Genomic DNA, 22,433 nt, shown 5'->3' on the forward strand with positions numbered 1-22,433 from the left:
CGCGGAGCAGCATCAATGCTTGCTGTTCGAGTTCGTGGACCCGATTGCGGGGCCTGGTCGGTGTTCCCAACGCTGTGAGCAGTGCGAGGTAGAACCGGCCGGGTGACGGGTCCGGGGGCATCTGCATGCACAACACCGGTATCTGCTCGCGGTCGGACAAGCTGATCGGCGGATGAGTGCGCCGGAACTTTTCGATGATCATCGACTTGCCGTTGTTCGTCGGACCGAGCAACAGTAGGTTCGGCATACGCTGTCGGTCCGGCCACGACAGCAACGTCTCCAGATGGTCGATGACCGTAGCGATCACCTCATCGGTGCTCACGCGCACTCTGTACCTCGGTCCCACCGAGCGGCGCCGCCAGTTCGAGCGCCACCTCGCGTGAACGCGCGGCTCGCGGCGATGCCCGATGATGCGTACGTTCGCCCGTGGCCGCTGCATCCGCAGCCACTGCCAGGTGAGGCCCTCTCGTCCCACCGCGGGCTCGGCCACGACACCCCGTGTGGCCACGAGATGGTGCGCGCCACCCTCGCCGGTATCCAGGTGTCGGTCGCGTAATAGTCAGTGAGATAACCGATTTCGGGTGTACTGTAATGCGCTTCATGCCGTACTGTTGGGGGCAGCGGGAAGGCCAGGTTCTTCTCAGAGCACTTGCAGGCGAACGCTTTTCCCGACATGACCAGATGGTCGGTGCACCCAGGTCCCGTCGCCGTGCCGATCGACCGGTGGGGCCACATGCCGTTCCCCGCACAGTCGATGTCCCCGGCAGGGGTCGGATGGATCGTCGATGCCCATCGCACTGGGCAGCCGCCTCGACACGACCCACGACCGCCTCGGTCGCTGCTCCTCGGTGATCGCGCGCTGGAAGCGGACATGACCGGCTCGCCGCCGCAACCCGTTGCAGCTGCACTGGACTCGGACTACTACCGAATCGGTATCGATGCCCGCCGCCGTGCCCACACCGATCTGGCCGATGTGTCCGACATAACCGATGATCTCGAGCATCGGATCGAGAATCTGTTGCAACGCACCCTCGAACTGCTCGATGGCGCGCCGAAACCAGAAGCGCAACCACACATCGAGTGGGTCGGGTGAACAGTGATCGACAAGAACGATACGGCCGCCATGCCGTGAATGCGTACGCCGGCGTCAGAGAGTTCTGCTACGGGGTCATCCCGCCGCGGGACCTCGCTTCTTGATCGAGCGCGCGCGATCGACAGCTTCGATGTCCGCGTTGATGGTTCGGCGACGTTTCCTCAGAGTCAGTGCCGACAGCGGCAGGCTTGCGGCAAGTGCGGCGAGTAGTACCAATACGAAGGGAATGTCGAGGGTCGTCAGCGCGTCGACGGCCAAGATCACGCCTGCAGCGACGCACACGAGTATCAGCCGTACGCCGTTGTAGGCCAGCACATGAAAGACGAGCTGCCCCTGGGGGGTTGCGGGTGTGCGGATCAGTGGCATCGGCCGTCCTGTCGTGCGTAGTTGTGCGGGCGTCACCGTAGGGTGCGGGGCCGGGTTTCGGTGCCGATCTGCTTGAGGAAATCGTTGTAGGCGTTCAGTTCGCTGTATCCGTCTTCTTCGGCGTGGCGATCCGCGACGGCCGATTCCTCTTTTTCGTCTCGGTTCCATCGAATGCAGAAGATGAGCACCACCAGCAGGGCCACCGGCTCACCGTAGGACCATGCCAGCGCCCCGGCGAGTTTCTGATCAGCTATCGGATCGACACCCCACTGCGGGGGAGGGGAGGCGAACGTGGCGAGCATGGGGGTGCTCGACATCATCAGGATGACACCGAAGAACACATGCAGCGGCATCTCGACGAACAGGTCGAACATACGGCCCAGATTGCTCTGCCGAACAGGGAGGGGGCCGACGGCGAGCACAGGGATGATGAACAGCAGCCCGCTGGCGAAGAAGAAGATCTCCATCGATACGTGCCCGATCTCGCTGACGGCGAGAACATCGAAGATCGACGACAGATACAGACCGTAATAGCTGAAGAGGAACAACGGAATCGTCAGCCCGGGGTGAAGCGCGATGCGCCCGGCGCGGCTACGCAACCCCGTCAGCGCCGCGATCAGTACCCACCGCCCGGTTCCGTGATGAGCGGTGGCACGCAACAAAAGTCGTCCGGGCGAACCCACCACCAACAACGGTGGGATGGTCATCGACAACGTCAGATGCTGGAACATGAAGACGCTGAACAGGCTGTAACCGTAGCGTTCGACCTGCAGTCCGGTCACCAGGACCAGCGCCGCGCAGCCGAGCAGAAAACTCGCACTCCGCCACCGTGACCACGCGATACCTCGACCGCGGACCCGGTAGAGCCCCCAGCAGTACAGCCCGGCCATGACGATGCCGGCGATCGGCAGGATCGGGAGCGGCGGTACATCGAAGCTCAGCAACGCTGCCAGCGTCGGCGGGCCTTCCGGGGGAGTTACTGCGGCGATGTTCATCGGGACCCTGTCATTGCTTGTCCTTGCCTCGGATCACCAACGTCAGGGCGATGGCAGCGAGACCGAGGACAGTCAGGCCCACGATGGAGAGCAGCATCATGGTGTTCTGTTTCGGTGGCCGGTCTTCGCTGGCGGACGGGTTGTTCGGATCGTAGGCCTGCGTCGGCGTGGTCGAGGGAGCCGGCGAGGTCGAACGTGCAGCGCTCTGCGATTGCTGTGCAGCAGCGTCCGGGCGGGTGGCGGTCTCTGCGACGTCGACCGAAAAGCCGTACGACCCGGTGATCGGGTGCCCGTCCGCGGAGGTGACGCGGTAGCCGACGGTGTACTGCCCGTTGGGTAGGCCGTCCTCGAGCAGGACCGATACGTCGGGGCCCTCGACCGTGGCCGTACCCTGCGTCCACTGAGTATCGCCAGGACCTACCACGCTGATGGTCGCGAACGATTCGTTGATGTCCTGGTTGAACACCAGACCCACACCGATAGGCGCGAAGTCGAGGGTGGCATCGGCGGGCGGGTCGGAGCTGACCAGTTCACTGTGCGCCGACGCCGGGGCCGCCCCGAACAGTGCTGTGCCGCACATGAGCACGGCGATCAGCATCCATCGTTTCACGTTCGGTTCTCCTCTGGTCGTACTGATTCTCTTTACTACTATGCGCAATAGTAGTAAGGGGGTGTGAGCCTACGGGGATCGGTCGACCGTGTTACTTGTCGACGTCCGGCCGTTTCGATATATCCGGCCCGGCGATGGCTTCGGTGATCACTTCCGAAGGCGCGATCGAATCGGCGTGCGGGCCACCGACGTGCTGCTCGGCGCGGATGCGTTCGACCATGTGCGGATAGTGCAGCTCGAATGCCGGCCGCTCGGAGCGGATCCGGGGCATCTCGGTGAAGTTGTGCCGCGGTGGTGGGCAACTGGTCGCCCACTCGAGGGAGTTACCGAATCCCCAGGGGTCGTCGACGGTGACCACTTCGCCGTAGCGGTAGCTCTTGAAGACGTTCCAGATGAACGGAAGTGTCGAGGCCCCGAGGACGAACGATCCCACGGTCGAGATCTGGTTGAGGGTGGTGAATCCGTCGGAGGGGAGGTAGTCGGCGTAGCGGCGCGGCATTCCTTGCGCTCCGAGCCAGTGCTGGACGAGGAAGGTGGCGTGGAATCCGAGGAACGTCATCCAGAAGTGCCACTTGCCCAGTCGTTCGTCGAGCATGCGGCCGGTCATCTTGGGGAACCAGAAGTAGATGCCGGCGTAGGTCGCGAACACGACCGTTCCGAACACAACGTAGTGGAAGTGCGCGACGACGAAGTAGGTGTCGGTGACGTTGAAGTCGATGGGCGGGCTCGCCAGGAGCACTCCGGACAGTCCGCCGAAGACGAACGTGACGAGGAATCCGATGGAGAAGAGCATGGGGGATTCGAGGGTGACCTGGCCGCGCCACATGGTGCCGATCCAGTTGAAGATCTTCACGCCGGTCGGCACGGCGATGAGGAAGGTCATGAACGAGAAGAACGGCAGCAGCACGGCACCGGTGGCGTACATGTGGTGCGCCCACACCGCGATGGACAAGGCGGCGATGCCGACGGTGGCGTAGATCAGGCCCTTGTACCCGAAGATGGGTTTGCGGGAGAAGACCGGGAAGATCTCCGAGACGATTCCGAAGAACGGTAGCGCGATGATGTAGACCTCGGGGTGTCCGAAGAACCAGAACAGGTGCTGCCAGAGCAACGCTCCGCCGTTGGCGGGATCGAAGATGTGGGTGCCGAGTTTGCGGTCGGCGAGCAGGCCCATCAGTGCTGCGGTCAGCAGTGGGAACGCCAGCAGGATCAGGATCGAGGTCACCAGTATGTTCCAGGTGAAGATCGGTAGCCGGAACATCGTCATTCCCGGTGCGCGCAGGCACACCACGGTGGTGACCATGTTGACCCCGCCCAGGATGGTGCCCAGGCCTGCGATGAGCAGGCCCACGATCCACAGGTCGGATCCGATACCGGGGGAGTAGACGGCGCTGCTCAACGGGGTGTACGCGGTCCAGCCGAAGTCTGCGGCACCGCCGGGGCTGATGAACCCGGCGGTGGTGACCAGTGCGCCGAACAGGTACAGCCAGTAGCTGAAGGCATTGAGCCTGGGGAAGGCGACATCGGGTGCGCCGATCTGCAGCGGCAGGATGTAGTTGCCGAAGCCGAAGACGATCGGGGTGGCGTAGAGCAGCAGCATGATCGTGCCGTGCATGGTGAAGAGCTGGTTGTACTGCTCGTTGGAGAGGAACTGCATTCCCGGGACCGCGAGTTCGGAGCGCATGATCAAGGCCATGAGGCCGCCGACGAGGAAGAATCCGAACGAGGTCACCAGGTACATCAGTCCGATGACCTTCGGATCGGTGGTGGTGACCATGGTGCGCAGGAATGATCCCTTGCGGGCCCCGCGGGGTGGATAGGGGCGGACCGCCGGCGCAGCCGGAGGAGATGTCAGCGCCGTCATGGAACCACCTTCGTGTCGCACGCGAATTACAGGACGCGTCCGTCAGCTTAGCCTAAATACTATGCAGCATAGTATTTAGGGGTGGTTCAAGTCAGCAGAACCGCGCACGCTGCGGCGGAGACCGCACTGAGGGTGAGGATTGCCATGGCGGCCGGCACCACGAGCGGCAGCACGGCGGCGGCAGCGTACGCGCCTGCTCCGGTTCGGCTCGGCGTGTGCGCGCTCGTGTCGAGGTGGTGCAACCGCGCGGCGGTCGAGTCCCCGATCAGGCCCAACGCCCACAGTGGCCGCGCTGAATGCGCCTGCGAGACCGTCGACAAGGCCGAACGCACGGTGTCGGCGCTGGTGACCGCGGCCGCGGACCGGTCCGCGGCGACCTCGACCAGAACCCGCACCGCTGCAGGTGCTGCGGCGAACAGGGGAACGCGAGGAAGTGCTTTGGCCAGGATCTCGCAGATGTTGACGATGCGGTGGTGTCGCCCGCGCAGGTGGGCACGTTCGTGTGCGATCACTGCCCGCTGTTGATCGGGATCGAGATGGGCGAGCAGGCCTTCGGTGGCCACGACGTAGCCCGGGCGACCGTCGATGCTGTAGGCCAGCGGGAGCGGGTGGTCGAGCCACATGATCGGTTCGGGTCCGGGGTCCGTGCGCGCGACGACGGCGATGACATCGCGGTGATAGTCGCGGACTTTGGACCGGGCTCGAAGCTGACGGCGAGTCGAGCGCAGGACGCGCGCCGACGCCGATACCGCGAGGACGACCGATGCTCCGGCGACCGCTTCGCCGATCCACGGCTGGGCCGCGTGTTGCAGCGATCCCAGGCAGCGGACGGCAAGTTCGACCATGCCCTCGGCGGGCGCATGGCCGGGCCAGAGCAACACGGTCACCGCGGATCCCACGAGGAACAGCACCCCGGCGATGCTGCCGATCCATGCGGTCAAGGCGAGAGTGGGGCTCACGGTGCGGGTGAGTGAGGTCAGCGGCTGCGGCAGGGCGACGGCCGCGATGATCGCCGCGAGGAGCAACACCAGCGCGACGATCACCGGTTCACGTCCGGCAGGTTCCCCCGCAGGGCGTCGAGTTCGTCGTCGGTGACGGTTTTCGCGAAATGCATCAGCACGGCGGCCGAGTCGGTGCTGGTGTCGAGGATTTCGCGCAGCGCTTGCGAGGTGGCCTCCGCGCGCGACTGCACCGGGGAGTAGAGGTACGCGCGTGACTGCTTGGTCCGCTCGACCCACCCTTTCTCGTGGAGATGGGTCACGACGGTCAGGATCGTGGTGTAGGCGGGGTTTCTGCCGGCCATGCGCTCGCGCAGGTCGTGGACCGACTGCGGTCGATCACATTCCCAGAGCACGTTCATCACCTCCGCTTCGAGATCACCGAGCCTTTTCATCGCCAGTTCTTCTTTCCTCGTCGTGTCAGGTGATATCGACTCCGCGTGCCGACAGCCACGCCGCCGGGTCGGACTTGGCACCGTCGGGTTGCCACACTTCGTAATGCAGGTGGGGTCCGGTGGATTGGCCTCGGTTGCCTACCGTAGCAATGAGCTCGCCGGCTTTCACGCGTTGACCGGCGGTGACGAGCGCCTGGTCTATGTGGCCGTACACCCCGATCGTGCCGTCGTCCTGACGAATACGAACCCACAGGCCGAACCCTTGCGCCGGCCCTGCTTCGATGACCTCACCGTCGGTCACCGATACGATCGGCGTCCCGATCGTATTGGCGATGTCGAGTCCGTAATGCGTTGTCCCCCAACGTGGCCCAGAACTGGAGGTCAATGTTCCCGACACCGGCACCACCGAGAGCGGGCGCCGCGCCTCGGCATCGCGTGCAGCGCGCTCCGCCGCCCGAACTCCCCCCTCGGCGAGTTGCTCGGTCATGCGCTGCGCGACCCGACCGACGTCGAGATCGGGCAACTGCAACACCTGCGGGGGTGAGGCAACGACCGGGCTCGGCGGCAGGACGCCGGCGGGAGGTCGATCGATACTCGCAGCGCTGAGTGCCACACTGTCCTGCGACCCGGTATTCGGAGACGTCGCTGCCGCGGAAAGAAAGGCACCGACCGCGACCGACGCAGCGATGGCGCGGCCACCCGGCTTCGGCACCCGGCGGCGATGAAGTCCGCGGCGAGCACTTCGAAGTCCGCGGCGAGCACTTCGCGACACGGGCTGGACTACATCGCGGTCACCCTCGCCGTGCGTCGTCTCGTCCGGACCGGCCACGTGCGCCGCCCACATCGACGCGGTAGTGTCCGCGCCCGCGGTGTCCCAGGCGGCGCTGACCGCGTGAGCAGGTCCATCCGGTGCGGGCGTCTGCGCCGAGGGCGTGCGCTCGTCCTCCGACCGGTTATCGGAGTACCCGGCATCGGCGGGCGACTCGGTCACGAAACGCGAGGGTGCGAACTCGGCCCGTCGATGACGGGGGCGATCGGTGAGCGCCAGCGTCCTGGTGCCGACGGGCATCGAGATCACGCCGCCGCGCGCCGGCGCTGCGCAGTCGTCGTCGATCGGATCGGGTGTGCGGTGTCGGGCCAAGATCACAATCCTTGGTGGCTACGAGGCCGAGGCCTCGCTCGAGATAACGAAATGGTGACGGTCAGGCCACAGGTTACTACTATCAAGCATAGTTTTTCCATCCCACTCGACCCGGATTCACCCATAACGCTGGTCACGGTCCTCGGAGGACATCCCGCGGGCAACGGCGACCCTGACCGAGAACGGATTCCTCGGGTATCAGGGGTGGTCCCGCCGAGAGGACAGGCCACCGAGCATGGTGTTGTACGCCTCGAGTTCGGTATCACCTTGATCGTCGACTCGGCGATCTCGTTGCCGTGCCGCGCTCTCGTCGGCCGTCGACCACCGGACCGCGGCGAGAACCGCGGCAGCGAGCAACGGCAACTCGCCGATACCCCACGCCAGAGTGCCGCCGCGCCGCTGGTCGGCCAGCAGGTCTGCGTTCCAGTCCAGACGCAGTCCGCTGTAGAAGCTCGCTCCGAGCGCGGTCTCGAGATCGATCGTCACGACGAGGAAGAATGCGAACCCGGCCAACGCGGTGATACTCGCGAGCAACTTCGTCAGTCCCGCGATCGGTCTCGGTACCGGGTCTTCGCCGACCGTGCCCCAGAACATCACCATCCCGACGGTCAGGAACCAGCCCTTCATCACCATGTGTGCCACATGCGAGTCGGCGACGGTGTCGAACACTCCGCCGGGGTAGAGCAGGTAGAAGCTGCTCAGGAACACCGTGGTGCTGACCCACGGGTGGATCGCGATCCGGGCTGCTCGGCTGTGCCATGCAGCCCGGAGCCATTCGCGCGAACCCGGTACCTCGGCTGCCGGCGCGGTCGGCAGGACCGAGGCGACCAAGGTGGCCGGTCGGCCGAGGACCAACAGCAGCGGCACGGCGATGGCGACCGCGGTCAGTCCCGCCATGTGCACGCTGAACATCGCCGGGCTGTAGAGCCCGACCCCGGACGAGGTCGCCACGAGCAGCACCGCAGTGCCCGTCAACCAGCTCGCTGTCCACCGCCTCCGCCATGGCAGGCCTGCTCGCCGGCGGCGCCGCACGGCCACCAGGTAGAGGACGGCCGCGATCACCGCCGCGGAGCCGAACACCAGGTCGAAACGCCACTCGAACGCCAACCGCGCAGCGGTGGGCGGGCCGTCCAACACGTAGCCCAAGGCCTCTTCGTGCGCCTGAGGTAGCGAGGCGTCCTGCGGCGGGGGCGGGGGAGTGCGGCCGAGTGCGACCGCCAGGCCCACTGTGGTGACGAGAACGAGGGTCTCGATCATCGACAACGTGATCAGGGATCTGCGGTTCTCGGGATCGTGAGCCAGAGCGCCGACCGTTCGTCGTCGCTGTATCCACCCGAGGGTCCCCACGATCGCCAGGGCTGCGATCTTCGCCAGTATCAGAGCGCCGTACGTCGAATCCCACAGCGACGTCAAGGGTACTCGCACGGCAGCGTTGACCACTCCGGAGACCGCCATGATCACGAACGCAACCAGAGCGAGCGTCGAGTAGCGGCGGGTCGCGACGGCAAGGTGTCCACCCCCGCGCAGCGTATGAGCGAGAAGTGCGAGGAGTCCGCCCACCCACAGTGCGGCAGCGAGGATGTGCAGAATCAACGAGTTCGTCGCGATGTCGTGATTGCCGCCGGTCGAGGAGTGGCCGGTGACCGCGCGCGGGATCAACGCGAGCATCGACAGGGCGAACAAGGCGGGGGTCCACCGATGCCGCAACACCGCCGCGCATGCTGCGGCGGTGATCGCCGCGACCGCAGAGGTGATGGCCCATGCAGTGGAGGCTTCGACATCGCCGATCGCACCGAGGAACTGCACCGGTTGCGCCGCAACGGATCCGACAGGTTGACCCGACGCGTCCGAGAGCGTCAGCGGCACCAACGCCGCCGCGCACGCCGCCCACACTGCGGAGGCCTTCGCCGCGGTGCGGACGGCTACGTACCCGTCGATGTCGAGCACACCCGACCTCTGAGGCGGAACGAGAAATGCCGCGAGGAGCAGCGACCCCGCCGCCACGACGGCAGCCACCTCGCCGATCGCGGTCAGTGCCGGGATCCCGAACGTGGTGACCGGGCCGGGATCGGGCAGACCCAACAGGACGAGCGCTTGGGACGTCGACATCGCGGCGAGCAGTGCAGCGACCACCGCGGCAATCACCGCGCACAGCAACATCACCTGCGATCCGGAGCGTCGATCCACTGCGCCGCGGGTCGAGCGGGCCGCTTCGGTGGCCATGGTGTCCGCCTCTTCCCGGTGGATCGTGTTTCCGGCATGGGCGCGAGGCAGTCCGACCTGCGCCGACAATGAACTACTACGAATGATAGTTGTACGGGTCCGGGCAGCCGCCGCCGGACGATCCTTCAACACTTGCACATATGCGCATATCGCAATATGTTGTCGTTCTACGGACCGGACACGACGAAGGAGCAACGATGGGGCACGGACACGGCCATGGGATCGAGCCGGGTTCACCGGCCAGCGCGTCCGGAAAACACCTGGGCCGACTGTGGATCGCTGTCGGCCTGGGGGCGGTCACCCTCGTGACGCAGGTCGTGGTCGGCCTGTCCACCTCGTCGCTGGCCCTGCTCTCCGATTCCGCACACGTGTTCACCGACGTGTTCGGGATACTGATGGCGATCGTGGCGATCACACTCGCGCAGCGACAATCGACCAAGGCTGCCCGCACGTTCGGGCTCTACCGAGCCGAGGTGTTCGCCGCATTGTTCAATGCACTTCTGCTGTTCGGTGTGGCCGGTTGGATTCTTTACGAAGCAGCGCAACGCATCTCGAATCCGCCCGAGGTCCCCGGCGTCCCGGTGATGGCGGTGGCCACCCTCGGGCTCGTGATGAACCTCATCGCGTTCGTCCTGCTGCGCAGCGGTGCCAAGGACAGCCTCAACGTTCGGGGTGCGTATCTCGAGGTGATGGCGGACATGCTCGGCTCGATCGGCGTACTCGTCAGCGGGCTGGTCACCGTTCTGTTCGGATGGCGGTACGCCGATCCGGTCATCGCGGTCGCCATCGGAGTGTTCGTCCTGCCGCGCGCGTTCAACCTGGGCCGTCACGCCGTGCGGATACTGCTGCAGCACGCCCCGTCGGGCATCGACGTGGCAGCGGTCGAGAAGTCGTTGGCCGCCGTCGAGGGTGTCGAGGACGTGCACGACCTGCACATCTGGACCCTGACGTCCGGGATGGAGGTCGCGTCGGCGCATTTGACCGTGACCCCGGGTACCGCCTCACCGCCGGTGCTCGCTGCCGCTCAACAGGTCCTTCTCGATCAGTACAGTCTCGAACACGCCACGCTGCAGGTCGAACCTCGACGTGGTGAGGGTCGATGTCGGGAAGTGGCGTGGTGACAGGGAGCAGTCGAGGTCTTCGAAGTGGGTGAGGCGGGGTCGTGCGAACCCGCCGGCTCGGGTCACGCGGGGTCGTGAGATGGATCTGCGCGGCGCGGTCGGTGGTCCACAGGGACGTCCGTAGGGAGCACTGCACCGGCGACACGGCGAAGGAGCCGCAGACGGTGAGGTCCACGGTCAGGTGTGCGCGGCCGCCGAATCGGAACCGGGCTGCCTCTCGGCTGTATCCCGCACGAACACCGACGCACCGATCAGCACTACGACACCGCTGGTGATGTAGACATCGGCGAGGTTGAACGTCGGCCACCATCCAGTGTGGAAGTAGTCCGTGACCGCACCATCGACAAGCCGGTCGAGAACGTTGGACAGGGCACCGGCGAGGATCAGTGCCAGCGCTGCCGTTGTCCACTGCTCCCCGTGCCGAGCGCTGTGCCATCCGTAGGCCGCGACCCCGGCGGTGATCGTCGCCGTGACCGACACGATCACCCATAGAGGCAGCGAATCGCCCAGGCTGAAGGCCATTCCGCGGTTGAAGGCGAGTCGCAGTTCGATGACCGGTAGTGCGATCGGAGAGCCGGGCAACGCTTGTTGCGCCCAGTAGTCGACGGTCAGCGCGGTAGCGACCAATGTCAGCACGAGAGTCACTGTGTAAGCACGCACTCGCGTGGGAGACGTGGTGGGGGAGCGGTTCACGGATCCTCGTTCTCGGGTGTACCTCGGACGGGTGTTGCGCGTCGACGGCATGGGATCGGTCTCCACCGCAGAGTTGCCATAGCTTTAAATACTATGCAACATAGTAATTGATGAACGGCAGAGACTGCTCCGGTACCGGCTGCACGCGCGTGCCGTCATGAGGGCGGCTCCCGACATCGAACCCGGACCTCGACCTCTCGTCTACGACCCGAGCCGGGCGCGGTGGGTGACCGGCAGCAACGGAGTCCGCGCCTGGATCCGGCTCTTCGCCGCCGCGTGGTCCGGGCTGATGTTGTACGCCACGTTCCCTCCCATCGATCTGTGGTTTCTCGCTCCGGTAGCAATTGCAATGCTGCTGTTGGCTGTGCGTGGGCGAGGGACGCGTGCGGGGGCCGGCTTCGTCGCCGGCTCGGCGTTCTTCGTGCCTCTGCTGCCGTGGGTGGGGGAGTACGTCGGATCGGTGCCGTGGCTGGCGCTGGCCGTCGTTCAAGCCCTCTTCGTGGCGATGTTCGGCGCGGTAGCGGATCGGATGTCCCGACTGCCGTGGGCGCCGGTCTGGGTGGCGAGCGCCTGGGTGGCGATCGAAGCTGCGCGCTCACGTGTCCCGTTCGGCGGATTCCCCTGGGGCCGCATCGCATTCGGTCAATCCGACGGTCCGCTGCTGCCTCTGGCTGCGTTGATCGGCGCGCCGGGGTTGTCGTTCGTCGTGGTGCTGATCGGGTCCGCTCTGGCCGGTGCCATCGCTTCCGATCGCATCACCCGCAGAACTGCAGCAGCGTCGTGCATCGGTGCGGCCACTGCTGTAGGGGCGCTCACGGTGGTAGCTCCACTGTTCGCTCCGCCGCCGCAGGACACGGTCACCGTCGCCTTGGTGCAAGGCAACGTCCCGCGGCTCGGTCTCGACTTCAACGCCCAACGACGAGCAGTGCTCGACAATCACGTTCAGCGCACCATCGAGCTCGCCGACGACATCGACTCCGGCCGCGTGCGCGCACCCGATCTGGTCGTCTGGCCGGAGAACTCCTCCGACATCGATCCCCTGCGCAACCCCGATGCCGCCGCACGAATCGACGCCGCAGCCCGCGCCGTCGGAGTCCCCGTACTCGTCGGCACAGTACTGCGCCGAGACGATGGCACCACGAGCAACACCTCGATCGTGTGGGATCCTGTCACCGGCCCAGGGCAGATGCACGACAAACGTCGACTGGTGCCGTTCGGCGAATACCTGCCGATGCGCACGATCGTCACCGCACTCTCTCCCTACGCCGCCCAAGCAGGACGCTTCGTTCCGGGTCAGGGCAACGGCGTCCTCGACCTCGCCGGAGTGCCCGTCGCGGTGGCCACCTGCTACGAGGTCGCCTTCGATGCATTGCTCACCGACTCCGTTCGCGCCGGTGCCCAGCTGATCGCAGTGCCGACCAACAACGCCACCTTCGGACGCACGAACATGACCTACCAACAACTCGCCATGTCGCGGGTACGAGCGGTCGAACACGGGCGCAGCGTCGTCGTTTCGGCCACCAGCGGCGTCAGCGCCGTCATCGATGCACGCGGGGAGGTCGTCGAGCGCACGGAGCTGTTCACCCCCGCAGCTGTCGTCACCGAGGTGTCACTGAGCACCACGCTCACCCCGGCGACGATCACCGGCAGCGTTCCGGAATGGATTGCCGCCACCGGCGCTGTTGCGGCACTGGCGTTCTCGCTGCTGCGCCGACCACGCTCCACCACACCGAACCCATCAACTACTATGTCGCGTAGTATTTAGATGGTGGTCGGTGACGGGCGTGCGGAGATGACGATCGAGGAACACCCCGGTGTGCACTCGCCGGGACTGGTGCGCAGAACGGTGGCGATGCTGCGCAACCGGTGGCGACAACTGACGTCGATGCGTACAGCGCTGGTGCTGCTGTTTTTCCTCGCCGCCGCAGCAATCCCCGGCGCATTGCTGCCGCAGCGCAATCTCAATACCCAGGCCGTCGATGCCTACATCGCCGCGCGCCCGGCTCTCGGGCCGGTGATGGACACACTGGAATTGTTCGACGTGTTCGCAAGTTCCTGGTTCACCGCGATCTACGTCCTGCTGTTCGTGTCTCTGATCGGCTGTCTGACTCCCCGGTTGATCGAGCACGGCAAAGCTCTTCGCGCACAACCTGTTCGAGTACCCCGAAATCTCACTCGACTACCGTTGCATCATTCGGGCACCCTCGCCGGTGACCCCGAGAAGGTGCTTGCCGACATCGCGCCGCACTTGAAAGGGTGGCGTACCGTCGTTCGACCCGAGCCCGATGGGGCACTGACTCTCTCGGCCGAGAAGGGCTATACCCGCGAGGCCGGGAACTTGCTCTTCCACTTCTCGCTGATCGGTCTGCTCGCCGCTATCGCCATCGGCAAACTGTTCGGCTACGAAGGCTCGGTCATCGTCATCGCCGACAACGGACCCGGTTTCTGCAACACCTCTCCCGCCGTCTACGACTCCTTCCGCGCCGGCAACAGCACCGACGGCACCGGACTCGAGCCGTTCTGTATCCGGGTCAAGGACTTCACCGCCGATTATCTCGAGAACGGTCAGGCCGAGATGTTCACCTCGAACATCTCCTACCAGAGCGCCGACGACATCGCCGCCGACACCTGGCGCGATTATCAGCTCAAAGTCAACGAACCCCTCCGGCTCGGCGACGAACGCATCTACCTCACCGGACACGGCTATGCCCCCGAGTTCACCGTCACCTTCCCCGACGGCCAGACCCGCACCGAAGCCCTGCAGTTCCGCCCCGACGACGCCACCACGTTCCTCAGCAGCGGCGCGCTGCGATTCGACCCACCCGGGGGGACCTACCCCACCGCCGACGAACGCCGCCGCGGGCAGATCGCCATCGAAGGACTCTTCGCGCCCACCGCGCAATTCAACGGAAATCTGCTCTCCTCCCGCTTCCCGGAATTGGTCGATCCCGCTGTGGCAGTGGACATCTACAAGGGCGACACCGGTCTCGACACCGGCATCCCGCAGTCGATCTTCTCCCTGGACCAGGAGATGATCAACCAGGGCCGGCTGGTCAAGCAGGACCGGGTCAACCTGCGGCCCGGAGAATCGACAACCCTCTCCGACGGCACTCTCGTCCGGTTCGACGGTGCCAAGGAATTCGCGAACCTGCAGGTCGGATACGACCCCGCGCAGCGGTGGGTCCTCGTGTTCGCCATCACGATGATGACCGGACTACTGATCTCCCTGGTGATCACACGCCGCCGCGTCTGGTTCCGGGCCCACCTTGGCGAACACGGCCTCTCGCGAGTGGACATGGGCGGCCTGGCTCGCACCGATCACGCCGGCTGGGGACCCGAATTCCAGACCCTCCGGTCACAGATCTGGCCGCAGACAGCCCCGAGCGACTCCGAGACCCACGACAGAGAAACGGTGTAGCACCATGCCGATCGACGACACCCTCGCCCGTTGGAGCGACATCAGCTTCGAGACCGCCTTCGTGGTCTATCTCCTCGCCGCAATCGCATTCCTCGGTCAGCTCGCGACGACCCGTAGCGCGGCGCTGCACAATATGGAGCGACTGCGCACGCGGGTGATCGCAGCGACATCGACGACACCAGGTCGCATTCCCGACGCACCCCGTCGGGTTCCGTCCGAACGTCTGGGCCGTACCGGACTCGGGCTGGTGATGGTGGCACTGAGTCTGCACGTGGGCTCGATCGTTCTTCGCGGGATCGCCGCCAGCAGGCCGCCGTGGGGCAACATGTACGAATTCGTCTCGGTCACCTGCGCGGCCGGTGTACTGGCTGCACTGGTGGTGCTGCGCTCCAAGCAACTGCGCACCCTGTGGTTGTTCGTTCTGGTACCGACATTGATCCTCCTGTTCGTCGCCGGCACCGTGCTGTACGCCGACGCAGCACCGGTGGTACCGGCACTGCAGTCGTACTGGCTGCCGGTGCACGTCTCGATCGTCTCGCTCGGCAGCGGGGTGTTCTTGATCTCCGGGGTTGCAAGCGCGCTGTTCCTGATCCGCATGAAGCATCCCGAGGCCTCGGGGAGCAGAATGAGCCGAATCGTCGCCCGTCTGCCCTCCGCGCAGACACTGGACATCCTGGCGTACAAGACCACCATCTTCGCATTTCCACTCTTCGGCGTCGGTGTCATCCTCGGTGCCATTTGGGCCGAAGCCGCATGGGGCCGGTTCTGGGGCTGGGACCCGAAAGAGACGGTCTCCTTCATCGCGTGGATCATCTACGCCGCGTACCTGCACGCCCGCGCCACCAGCGGATGGCGCAACACCCGCGCAGCATGGATCAACATCGCCGGATTCGTGGCGATGCTGTTCAACCTGTTCATCATCAACATGGTCGTCTCCGGCCTGCACTCCTACGCAGGCCTGAACTGATGACTCCCGCTACGTGCCCTCCAGCGCGTCCGCAAGGTCCGGCGGAATGGGCATCGGCGACATCAGTCCCGCCTCGACCCGGCCGGTGTTACCGGCCGGGTATCGCGACCACGATCCTGGAGCAGCGACCACGATCCGAATCAACTGGCCCCAGGATTCGCGCCGATCGTGTTCTGTCACCGCAGCTTCAACATCGCGGCGTGGTTGCGAGTATGCAACCACGGATAGGGCTGCGAGAGGATGTGTGCTCGTTCGAGGTGGTACCAGCGCACCTCTGTTGTCGATGCCCCTGCTGCTGCGGTCATGTCGATCCCGTAGAGCCTGCGTGCAGTTCGATCACCGCGCACAGGTCTCTACCTCTTTCCGCGGAAGAGTTCGCCGTACGCGGGGGTCGATGTGCAGCAGGTACATCCATCCGAGCACCCGGAGCTGCCATCGTCTGCTCCGATCGCCGACGGTGACGGTGCGGTGGTGGAGGCCAGTAGGTTCCCAGATGCGAGAGGTGCGGTGTTCCTCGGCGTCGGAGCCGGAGCGCAGCAGGCATCCTCGAAAGCCGCTGCGGGTGCGATCGTGACGTTGAGGGCACCGGACGCCGCGGGCGGGGGCACGAAACCGTCCAAGGGCGTGGTGCGGGCGGCGCGAATCGCATTGGCAATGACCAGGACTTCGGCGAGTTCGTGGACGAGCACCACGGTGGCCAAGCCCAGGACACCGGTAGCAGCCAGTGGGACGAGCACGCCGATGATGGCAATCGACAAGGCGATGTTCTCGATCATGATGCGCCGGGCGCGTCGAGCGTGGGCCAGCACCTGCGGTAGATGCCGGAGGTCTTCCCCCATGAGGGCAACATCGGCGGTCTCGATGGCAACGTCGGTTCCCATCGCGCCCATGGCGATACCGACATCTGCGGTCGCCAAGGCGGGAGCGTCGTTGATGCCGTCGCCGACCATGGCAATCTTGCGTCCGGCCGCGATGTCGGTCAGCAGGGCCGCTTTGTCCTCGGGCAGAAGTTCGGCATGGACCGTGGTGATGCCCGCCTGGGTCGCCAGAGCCTGCGCAGTGAGCGCGTTGTCGCCGGTGAGCATCGCAGTGTCTATCCCGAGGGCAGTGAGTTGGCGAACGGCATCGGCGGCCTCGGGCCGCAGTTCGTCGCGGACGGCGATCGCAGCGATCAGAACTCCGGCGCGTTCGACGAGAACGACTGTGGTACCGCCGCTCTGCAGACGAGCGACGTCGGCGCGGAACTCCTCGGAGCTGGGGTGTGTGTCGAACCAGCTCGGTTTCCCGAGCCTGATCGCGGCTCCGTCGAGGGTGCCGGTCAGGCCGTGCCCGGCGATGGCAGTGACATCATCGGCTGCCGCGACGGTCGATACGGAGGCCAGTACGGCGCGGGCGAGTGGATGCTCGCTGCGCGCTTCGAGCGCAGCAGCAACGGCCAGCGCGTCCTCGCGGCCGATTCCCTCAGCGGTGACGACGTCGACGACCTCCGGTCGTCCTGCGGTGAGGGTGCCGGTCTTGTCCAAGGCGACGACGCGAATGCGGCCCAGCTCTTCCACTGCTGCACCGCCTTTGATCAATGCCCCGTTGCGGCTCGCAGCCCCGATCGCCGCCACCACCGACAGCGGCACCGAGATGGCCAACGCGCACGGTGATGCCGCGACCAGGACCACCAGTGCGCGTTCGAGCCACAACATGGGGTCACCGAGCACCGCACCGACGCCGGCGACGAGTACGGCGAGAATCATGATCGAGGGCACGAGCGGACGTGCGATCCGGTCTGCCAGCCGTTGGCCGGCCCCTTTGCGGTCCTGGGCCTGTTCGACGATGCGGACGATGCGAGCAAGCGAACTCTCCGATGCCGGCGCGGTGACGGTGACCTCGATGGCCCCGCCGCCGTTGATGGCACCGGCATGCACCTCGTCACCGACACCGGCTTCGATGGGCACGGACTCGCCGGTGATCGCAGACACGTCCAGATTCGTCGAACCGCGAGCGATGGTGCCGTCCGTGGCAGCTCGCTCACCCGGCCGCAGCACCATGATGTCCCCGATCACGACATCGTCGGGGGACAGGGCCTGCTCGGTTCCACCGCGCAGGACAGATACCGTCGGCGGCACCAACGACAGAAGTGCGCGCAGTCCGCGGCGGGTCTTGGTGACCGCGTATTCCTCGAGCCCCTCGGCGACGGAGAACAAGATGCCGAGCATCGCGGCCTCGGGGATCTGGCCCAATGCGATGGCACCGAGGAGCGCGATCGTCATCAGCGTGCCGACACCGATGCGTCCGTGTCGCAGATTTCTCACCGTCGCGGGAACGAAGGTGACGGCGGCGATCGCGGCAGCGATCAGAGCGCCGACGGTCGCAACCGCATCGGCACCCGTTCGACCGAGCAACCACGATGCGCCCAGGATGATCCCGGCGGCCGAGGCGAGTTGCAGCTCGCGGACCTGCCACAACCTCGGGAGTGCATCGGTTGGAGCTGGACCTCCCGTGCCCGCACCGTCAGCAGTGGATTCGGTGGTCGGCGCTGCCGGGGTAGGTCCGCAGCACGCGTCAGCCACGATCGACCCCGGTGACTTCAGCGACGATCGAGGTGGTGGGCAGTGCCTCGGTCAGTGTCGCGAGCAGTCGGGTGCCGCGGTCGGTGAGCGCATACATGACCAACTTTCCCTCTCTGTTCGATGTGACGGCGTCCGCGGCTTTGAGTTTGCGGAGGTGGTGGGAGACCAGCTTCTGGCTCTGTCCCACGATCCACGCGATGTCGCAGCCACACATCTGCCCGCCGGCGTTCAACGCGAGCGCGATGGTCAGTCGGGTGGGGTCGCCGAATGCTCGGGCAGCGTCGGCGACCGGTTCGATATCGCCGAGCGCGGGCAGAGTGGCGCGCACCCTCTCGGCGTGAGGGAGGTCCATACACAACAGGTCGCACGAGTCCAGAGGTTCCAAGGCCATGGGCACAATCTAACAATCATGCGATCGTTAGGGAATGCTTCGGTGAACGTTCGTACGATTGTTAGTGTCATAACGAGTCGAAACGCCCATATCGGACCCATTGATCAGTCCGAACGAATCGAGAAGGTAGTTGTATGAGCCGAGCGTTGAAGATTTCCTTGTCCCTGGTGATCGTGTTCGCCGCCGCGTTGGTCGTATTTCTGGTGGTGGATCGATCGGGGTCTCCGGATGCTGCCGCCGCCGAGCAGGCCGCGACCGACCCTGCCTCGATCGCGGTGCGCGAGAACAGTCATCGGTTGAACTCGGTGCCCGACGGCCGGGCCACGTTCGTGGAGTTCCTCGACTTCGAGTGCGAGGCCTGCCGATCGGCCTACCCGGCGATCGAACAATTGCGTGAAGAGTACGGCGACCGGGTGAGCTTCGTGGCCCGCTACTTTCCCATCGCCTCCCACTTCAATGCCGAACGAGCCGCACGCGCAGTCGAAGCCGCGGCCCAGCAAGGCGGATTCGAGGCAATGTATCAACGCATGTACGAAACGCAGGCGCAGTGGGGCGAACAGCAGGTTCCGCAGGACGAGTTGTTCCGCAGCTTCGCCGTCGAGCAAGGGCTCGACATGAGCGCCTTCGATGCCGCCTACACCGACCCTGCGACGCTCGCGCGCATCGAGGCCGACGTCGCGGACGGGATCGCGCTCGGCGTGCAGGGCACCCCGACGTTCTTCCTCAACGGCACCAAGATCGAACCCACCACGTACGGAGACCTCGCCGATGCCCTCGACGCTGCGCTCGGCTGACCTCCCAGCGGCCGAGACCCGACAAGGTGGGTCGTTCGGCCGGAGCCTGCCCTGGCTGCTGCTGGTGGGCGGCCTGATCGGACTGGTCGCCGCGTTCGTGCTCACGGTAGAAAAGTTCGCTCTGGCGCTCGACCCCGCCTACGCCCCGACCTGCAGCATCAACCCGGTGCTCAACTGCGGACCGGTGATGGACACCCCGCAGGCGTCTGCGTTCGGATTTCCCAATTCCCTCCTCGGGATCGCAGGCTTCGCCGTCGTGGCAGCAGTGGGTGCTGCCCTTCTCGCCGGTGCGATGTTCGCGCAGTGGTTCTGGGGAGCGATGCAGGTCGGTGTCACTGCTGCCGCAGTCTTCGTGCACTGGCTGATAGCGCAGAGCCTCTACGACATCGGTGCCTTGTGCCCGTACTGCATGGCGGTGTGGGCGGTCACCGTACCGATCTTCTGGTACGTCACGCTGCGCAACCTCGACCGTGCCAGGTCGAAATCCGCTCTTGGGCAATGGTTTCGGCTACGGCTTGACTCGCTGATTCGCAATCACTCGATTCCGCTGACCGTGTGGTTTCTCGTCCTCATCGCCCTGATCGCGCAGCGTTTCTGGTCGTACTGGTCCACGCTCCTATGATCCGCGACGTACCGTTCGCCCCTCTGCCGCTCTCTCGAGAAAGAAGGTCACGGCGATGACGCGCGGCTGGTCGATCGTCATGCTCGTCGTTGTCGTTGCATCGATCGTCGCACTGTGGCCCCGCTCCGGTGGCGTCGAGGGCGGCCCGTCCGAGGCCATTGCCAACAATGTCGCGCCGGTCGGACCCGAACTCACATTGTCCCGCCCGCCGGATGACGCGGCACGAGCAACAGCGCTACCGCTGTGTCCGCCGCCGGTACCGCGCGAAGGCGGTCCGCTGGCGGGAGTGATAGCGCGCTGCATCGGCAGCGCCGACGATGTCGATCTCGCCGACGTTCTCGGAAGCGAGGTGACGCTGATCAACCTGTGGGCATCCTGGTGCGGCCCGTGCCGCACCGAGATGCCGGTACTCGATGCCTACGCCGGAGAACTCGACGCGATCCCAGTCATCGGAATCGACGTCGAGGACCGGCCCGCGGACGCGGCCGCGCTGCTCACGCAACTGGGCGTCCGCTATCCGAACTACATCGACGGCGGCAGCGTCCTGGACGCGCTCTCGGCACCGCCGGTCCTTCCCTTGAGCTTTCTCCTCCGCCCGGACGGAACGGTCGAGCGCGTCACCGACCCGACGGTGTTCGAGACGACAGACCAGATCCGCACTGCAGTAAAGGATTTCACCTCATGACACGTTTTCTCCCTGCGTGGGTCGGTGCGCGCCGTCAGGGCAGCACGCCCACCGCGGCAATGGGATCGATTCTTGCCCTCGTACTACTGATCTCCGGATGCTCCGACGGCGCACAGGCTGCGCCCCCGGGAGGCAGCTTCGACTTCGTCGCCCCCGGCGGTCGAACCGACATCGTCTACGATCCCCCCGAAACACGCGGAACCATAGGCGAACTCGCCGGCCCCGATCTGATGGAGGAAGGCAAGACGACCGCTCTGTCGGACTACGACGGCAAGGTGGTGGTGATCAATCTCTGGGGTCAGTGGTGTGGCCCCTGCCGCGGCGAAGCCGACGACCTCGAAGAGGTCTACGAGACCACCCGCGAGCGCGGCGTGCAGTTCCTCGGTCTCAACGTCAGAGATCCACAGAAGGACAAAGCGCAGGACTTCGTCGTCGACAACGACGTCTCCTACCCCTCGATCTACGACCCTTCGATGCGGACACTGATCGCCCTCGGCGGGAACTACCCGACCAGCGTGATCCCCTCGACGCTGGTACTCGACCGTCAGCACCGCGTGGCCGCGGTCTTCATGCGCGCCCTGCTCACCGACGATCTCCTTCCCGTCGTCGAACGGATAGCCGCGGAATGACGACTCTTCTCGCCCAGGACATCGGGTCGGCCTTCCAGAACGCGGCATCGAGCGGACCCCTGCTGCTCGCGATCGCGGCATGCATGCTCGCCGGGTTGGTCTCGTTCGCCTCCCCGTGCGTGGTGCCGCTGGTGCCGGGATACCTGTCCTACCTGGCAGGAATCGCCGGTGCCGACGCCCAATCAGCCGAGACCCGATCGCCCCGCACCTCGACCACCGGCACCTCGACCACCGACACGTCGTCGCCGGAGCTGGCGAATCGCTGGCGTGTGGCCGGCGCAGCGTCGTTGTTCGTCGCCGGATTCACCATCGTCTTCGTCCTCGCCACAGCCTCGATCTTCGGAGTCATCGGCACCTTGCGCATCAACGAGCAAGTACTTCAACGAGTCGGCGGCGTCATCACGATCATCATGGGTGCAGCGTTCATCGGATTGATACCCGTTCTGCAACGCGACACCCGATTCGCACCTCAGCAGATCTCGTCCCTCGCTGGAGCGCCGCTGCTCGGCGGTGTGTTCGCGCTCGGCTGGACACCGTGTCTGGGCCCCACCCTCGCCGGCGTTCTGTCTGTTGCAGCAGGAACCGAAGGTGCAACCGCAGCCCGCGGGGTCACTCTCATCGTCGCGTACTGCATGGGACTCGGCCTACCGTTCGTCGTCCTCGCGTTCGGCTCGAGTTCGGCGATGCGCGGGGTGGGGTGGCTTCGAAGGAACTCACAGAAGATCAAGGTCGCCGGCGGTGTCATCATGATCGCCGTCGGCATCGCGCTGCTGACCGGAGTGTGGGGGTTGTTCATCGCCTGGATCCGCAACGAATTCGTCAGTGCAGTGGTCCTGCCCATCTGATCGAGATGTCGCCGAACCACCA

23 protein-coding genes and 1 pseudogene are annotated in these 22,433 nt (G+C 65.5%); 11 read left to right on the forward strand and 13 right to left on the reverse strand.

Annotated elements, in window-relative coordinates; all coding sequences use genetic code 11:
• A partial coding sequence (locus CH306_RS26815) for a TniB family NTP-binding protein (protein ID WP_256981282.1) occupies positions 1 to 322 on the reverse strand: 322 nt, incomplete at its 3' end.
• 57 nt (positions 323 to 379) lie between these two features.
• Here CH306_RS26815 and CH306_RS29295 point away from each other — a divergent pair.
• Both CH306_RS29295 and CH306_RS26820 read left to right on the forward strand, forming a co-directional pair.
• A complete protein-coding gene (locus tag CH306_RS29295) occupies positions 380 to 556 on the forward strand; it encodes a hypothetical protein (RefSeq protein WP_155288467.1) in 177 nt (58 codons plus the stop codon).
• 117 nt (positions 557 to 673) lie between these two features.
• Positions 674 to 1,093: a hypothetical protein gene (locus tag CH306_RS26820; protein ID WP_094650287.1), complete on the forward strand. Its 420-nt coding sequence runs from the start codon at positions 674 to 676 to the stop codon at positions 1,091 to 1,093.
• A 75-nt stretch (positions 1,094 to 1,168) separates the two neighbouring features.
• Here CH306_RS26820 and CH306_RS26825 read toward each other — a convergent pair whose 3' ends face one another.
• From CH306_RS26825 to CH306_RS26860, 8 genes are all read right to left on the reverse strand, one after another.
• On the reverse strand, positions 1,169 to 1,459 hold the full coding sequence (locus CH306_RS26825) for a DUF4229 domain-containing protein (protein WP_052053811.1): 291 nt from the start codon (positions 1,457 to 1,459) through the stop codon (positions 1,169 to 1,171).
• A 32-nt stretch (positions 1,460 to 1,491) separates the two neighbouring features.
• Positions 1,492 to 2,454, reverse strand: coding sequence for a cytochrome c oxidase assembly protein (locus tag CH306_RS26830; protein WP_032370888.1), 963 nt, complete (start codon positions 2,452 to 2,454; stop codon positions 1,492 to 1,494).
• Between the two features lie 10 nt (positions 2,455 to 2,464).
• Positions 2,465 to 3,064, reverse strand: a complete 600-nt coding sequence (locus tag CH306_RS26835; protein ID WP_141215893.1) for a copper resistance CopC family protein — start codon at positions 3,062 to 3,064, stop codon at positions 2,465 to 2,467.
• A 91-nt stretch (positions 3,065 to 3,155) separates the two neighbouring features.
• A complete protein-coding gene (ctaD, locus tag CH306_RS26840) occupies positions 3,156 to 4,928 on the reverse strand; it encodes an aa3-type cytochrome oxidase subunit I (protein WP_094648387.1) in 1,773 nt (590 codons plus the stop codon).
• Positions 4,929 to 5,014: 86 nt separating this feature from the next.
• Entirely contained in the window at positions 5,015 to 5,971 is a 957-nt protein-coding gene (locus tag CH306_RS26845; RefSeq protein WP_094648388.1) for a M56 family metallopeptidase, read from the reverse strand.
• On the reverse strand, positions 5,968 to 6,321 hold the full coding sequence (locus tag CH306_RS26850; RefSeq protein ID WP_032370891.1) for a BlaI/MecI/CopY family transcriptional regulator: 354 nt from the start codon (positions 6,319 to 6,321) through the stop codon (positions 5,968 to 5,970). The genes CH306_RS26845 and CH306_RS26850 overlap by 4 nt, the downstream gene beginning before the upstream one ends.
• Before the next feature lie 25 nt (positions 6,322 to 6,346).
• Entirely contained in the window at positions 6,347 to 7,009 is a 663-nt protein-coding gene (locus CH306_RS29655) for a M23 family metallopeptidase (protein WP_255139222.1), read from the reverse strand.
• A 651-nt stretch (positions 7,010 to 7,660) separates the two neighbouring features.
• On the reverse strand, positions 7,661 to 9,685 hold the full coding sequence (locus CH306_RS26860) for a cytochrome c oxidase assembly protein (RefSeq protein WP_094648448.1): 2,025 nt from the start codon (positions 9,683 to 9,685) through the stop codon (positions 7,661 to 7,663).
• 197 nt (positions 9,686 to 9,882) lie between these two features.
• Here CH306_RS26860 and CH306_RS26865 point away from each other — a divergent pair, with 197 nt between their 5' ends.
• Positions 9,883 to 10,806: a cation diffusion facilitator family transporter gene (locus tag CH306_RS26865; protein ID WP_094610814.1), complete on the forward strand. Its 924-nt coding sequence runs from the start codon at positions 9,883 to 9,885 to the stop codon at positions 10,804 to 10,806.
• Between the two features lie 177 nt (positions 10,807 to 10,983).
• On the opposite strand, the gene lspA is transcribed toward CH306_RS26865, so the two are convergent.
• Positions 10,984 to 11,550, reverse strand: a complete 567-nt coding sequence (gene lspA / locus CH306_RS26870; RefSeq protein ID WP_255139164.1) for a signal peptidase II — start codon at positions 11,548 to 11,550, stop codon at positions 10,984 to 10,986.
• Between the two features lie 238 nt (positions 11,551 to 11,788).
• Between lspA and lnt the strand changes: the two genes are divergently transcribed.
• The 3 genes from lnt to ccsB are packed head-to-tail and all read left to right on the forward strand — an operon-like array spanning position 11,789 to position 15,884.
• On the forward strand, positions 11,789 to 13,264 hold the full coding sequence (gene lnt / locus CH306_RS26875) for an apolipoprotein N-acyltransferase (RefSeq protein ID WP_255139220.1): 1,476 nt from the start codon (positions 11,789 to 11,791) through the stop codon (positions 13,262 to 13,264).
• 27 nt (positions 13,265 to 13,291) lie between these two features.
• Entirely contained in the window at positions 13,292 to 14,917 is a 1,626-nt protein-coding gene (resB, locus tag CH306_RS26880) for a cytochrome c biogenesis protein ResB (protein ID WP_179273034.1), read from the forward strand.
• Positions 14,918 to 14,921: 4 nt separating this feature from the next.
• Positions 14,922 to 15,884 carry a c-type cytochrome biogenesis protein CcsB gene (ccsB, locus tag CH306_RS26885; protein WP_094648389.1) on the forward strand — a complete coding sequence of 321 codons (963 nt, stop codon included), beginning with the start codon at positions 14,922 to 14,924 and terminating at the stop codon, positions 15,882 to 15,884.
• 9 nt (positions 15,885 to 15,893) lie between these two features.
• Here the strand turns inward: ccsB and CH306_RS26890 are convergent.
• From CH306_RS26890 to CH306_RS26900, 3 genes and pseudogenes are all read right to left on the reverse strand, one after another.
• Positions 15,894 to 16,189: pseudogene (locus tag CH306_RS26890) on the reverse strand (DUF3703 domain-containing protein).
• A 48-nt stretch (positions 16,190 to 16,237) separates the two neighbouring features.
• Positions 16,238 to 18,445, reverse strand: coding sequence for a heavy metal translocating P-type ATPase (locus CH306_RS26895; RefSeq protein ID WP_094648390.1), 2,208 nt, complete (start codon positions 18,443 to 18,445; stop codon positions 16,238 to 16,240).
• Positions 18,438 to 18,836 carry an ArsR/SmtB family transcription factor gene (locus CH306_RS26900; protein WP_094648391.1) on the reverse strand — a complete coding sequence of 133 codons (399 nt, stop codon included), beginning with the start codon at positions 18,834 to 18,836 and terminating at the stop codon, positions 18,438 to 18,440. Before CH306_RS26900 ends, CH306_RS26895 begins: the two co-directional genes overlap by 8 nt.
• A gap of 134 nt (positions 18,837 to 18,970) precedes the next feature.
• On the opposite strand from CH306_RS26900, the gene CH306_RS26905 reads away from it, so the two are divergent.
• From CH306_RS26905 to CH306_RS26925, 5 genes are read left to right on the forward strand one after another with little or no spacing between them, the layout of a single operon-like run.
• Positions 18,971 to 19,630, forward strand: a complete 660-nt coding sequence (locus tag CH306_RS26905) for a DsbA family protein (protein WP_094648392.1) — start codon at positions 18,971 to 18,973, stop codon at positions 19,628 to 19,630.
• Positions 19,605 to 20,252: a vitamin K epoxide reductase family protein gene (locus CH306_RS26910; RefSeq protein ID WP_179273035.1), complete on the forward strand. Its 648-nt coding sequence runs from the start codon at positions 19,605 to 19,607 to the stop codon at positions 20,250 to 20,252. Before CH306_RS26905 ends, CH306_RS26910 begins: the two co-directional genes overlap by 26 nt.
• 55 nt (positions 20,253 to 20,307) lie before the next feature.
• Positions 20,308 to 20,937, forward strand: coding sequence for a TlpA family protein disulfide reductase (locus CH306_RS26915; protein ID WP_094610767.1), 630 nt, complete (start codon positions 20,308 to 20,310; stop codon positions 20,935 to 20,937).
• A 59-nt stretch (positions 20,938 to 20,996) separates the two neighbouring features.
• Positions 20,997 to 21,566 (forward strand): TlpA disulfide reductase family protein, encoded by a 570-nt coding sequence (locus CH306_RS26920; RefSeq protein ID WP_094648393.1) that lies wholly within the window; start codon positions 20,997 to 20,999, stop codon positions 21,564 to 21,566.
• Positions 21,563 to 22,411 carry a cytochrome c biogenesis CcdA family protein gene (locus tag CH306_RS26925; protein ID WP_094648394.1) on the forward strand — a complete coding sequence of 283 codons (849 nt, stop codon included), beginning with the start codon at positions 21,563 to 21,565 and terminating at the stop codon, positions 22,409 to 22,411. The genes CH306_RS26920 and CH306_RS26925 overlap by 4 nt, the downstream gene beginning before the upstream one ends.
• Positions 22,412 to 22,433: the final 22 nt, after the last annotated feature.

Source organism: Rhodococcus sp. 15-725-2-2b (assembly GCF_002259075.1).
In the GTDB taxonomy this organism is placed as follows: domain Bacteria; phylum Actinomycetota; class Actinomycetes; order Mycobacteriales; family Mycobacteriaceae; genus Rhodococcoides.

Bases quoted from the DNA above. Each gene is read 5' to 3' on its own strand.
- CH306_RS26820 (WP_094650287.1), top strand. From the start codon at position 674: ATGACCAGATGGTCGGTGCACCCAGGTCCCGTCGCCGTGCCGATCGAC.
- CH306_RS26825 (WP_052053811.1), bottom strand. From the start codon at position 1,459: ATGCCACTGATCCGCACACCCGCAACCCCCCAGGGGCAGCTCGTCTTT.
- CH306_RS26830 (WP_032370888.1), bottom strand. From the start codon at position 2,454: ATGAACATCGCCGCAGTAACTCCCCCGGAAGGCCCGCCGACGCTGGCA.
- ctaD (WP_094648387.1), bottom strand. From the start codon at position 4,928: ATGACGGCGCTGACATCTCCTCCGGCTGCGCCGGCGGTCCGCCCCTAT.
- CH306_RS26850 (WP_032370891.1), bottom strand. From the start codon at position 6,321: ATGAAAAGGCTCGGTGATCTCGAAGCGGAGGTGATGAACGTGCTCTGG.
- CH306_RS26860 (WP_094648448.1), bottom strand. From the start codon at position 9,685: ATGGCCACCGAAGCGGCCCGCTCGACCCGCGGCGCAGTGGATCGACGC.
- CH306_RS26865 (WP_094610814.1), top strand. From the start codon at position 9,883: ATGGGGCACGGACACGGCCATGGGATCGAGCCGGGTTCACCGGCCAGC.
- lspA (WP_255139164.1), bottom strand. From the start codon at position 11,550: ATGCCGTCGACGCGCAACACCCGTCCGAGGTACACCCGAGAACGAGGA.
- lnt (WP_255139220.1), top strand. From the start codon at position 11,789: ATGTTGTACGCCACGTTCCCTCCCATCGATCTGTGGTTTCTCGCTCCG.
- resB (WP_179273034.1), top strand. From the start codon at position 13,292: ATGACGATCGAGGAACACCCCGGTGTGCACTCGCCGGGACTGGTGCGC.
- ccsB (WP_094648389.1), top strand. From the start codon at position 14,922: ATGCCGATCGACGACACCCTCGCCCGTTGGAGCGACATCAGCTTCGAG.
- CH306_RS26900 (WP_094648391.1), bottom strand. From the start codon at position 18,836: ATGGCCTTGGAACCTCTGGACTCGTGCGACCTGTTGTGTATGGACCTC.
- CH306_RS26905 (WP_094648392.1), top strand. From the start codon at position 18,971: ATGAGCCGAGCGTTGAAGATTTCCTTGTCCCTGGTGATCGTGTTCGCC.
- CH306_RS26910 (WP_179273035.1), top strand. From the start codon at position 19,605: ATGCCCTCGACGCTGCGCTCGGCTGACCTCCCAGCGGCCGAGACCCGA.
- CH306_RS26915 (WP_094610767.1), top strand. From the start codon at position 20,308: ATGACGCGCGGCTGGTCGATCGTCATGCTCGTCGTTGTCGTTGCATCG.
- CH306_RS26920 (WP_094648393.1), top strand. From the start codon at position 20,997: ATGGGATCGATTCTTGCCCTCGTACTACTGATCTCCGGATGCTCCGAC.
- CH306_RS26925 (WP_094648394.1), top strand. From the start codon at position 21,563: ATGACGACTCTTCTCGCCCAGGACATCGGGTCGGCCTTCCAGAACGCG.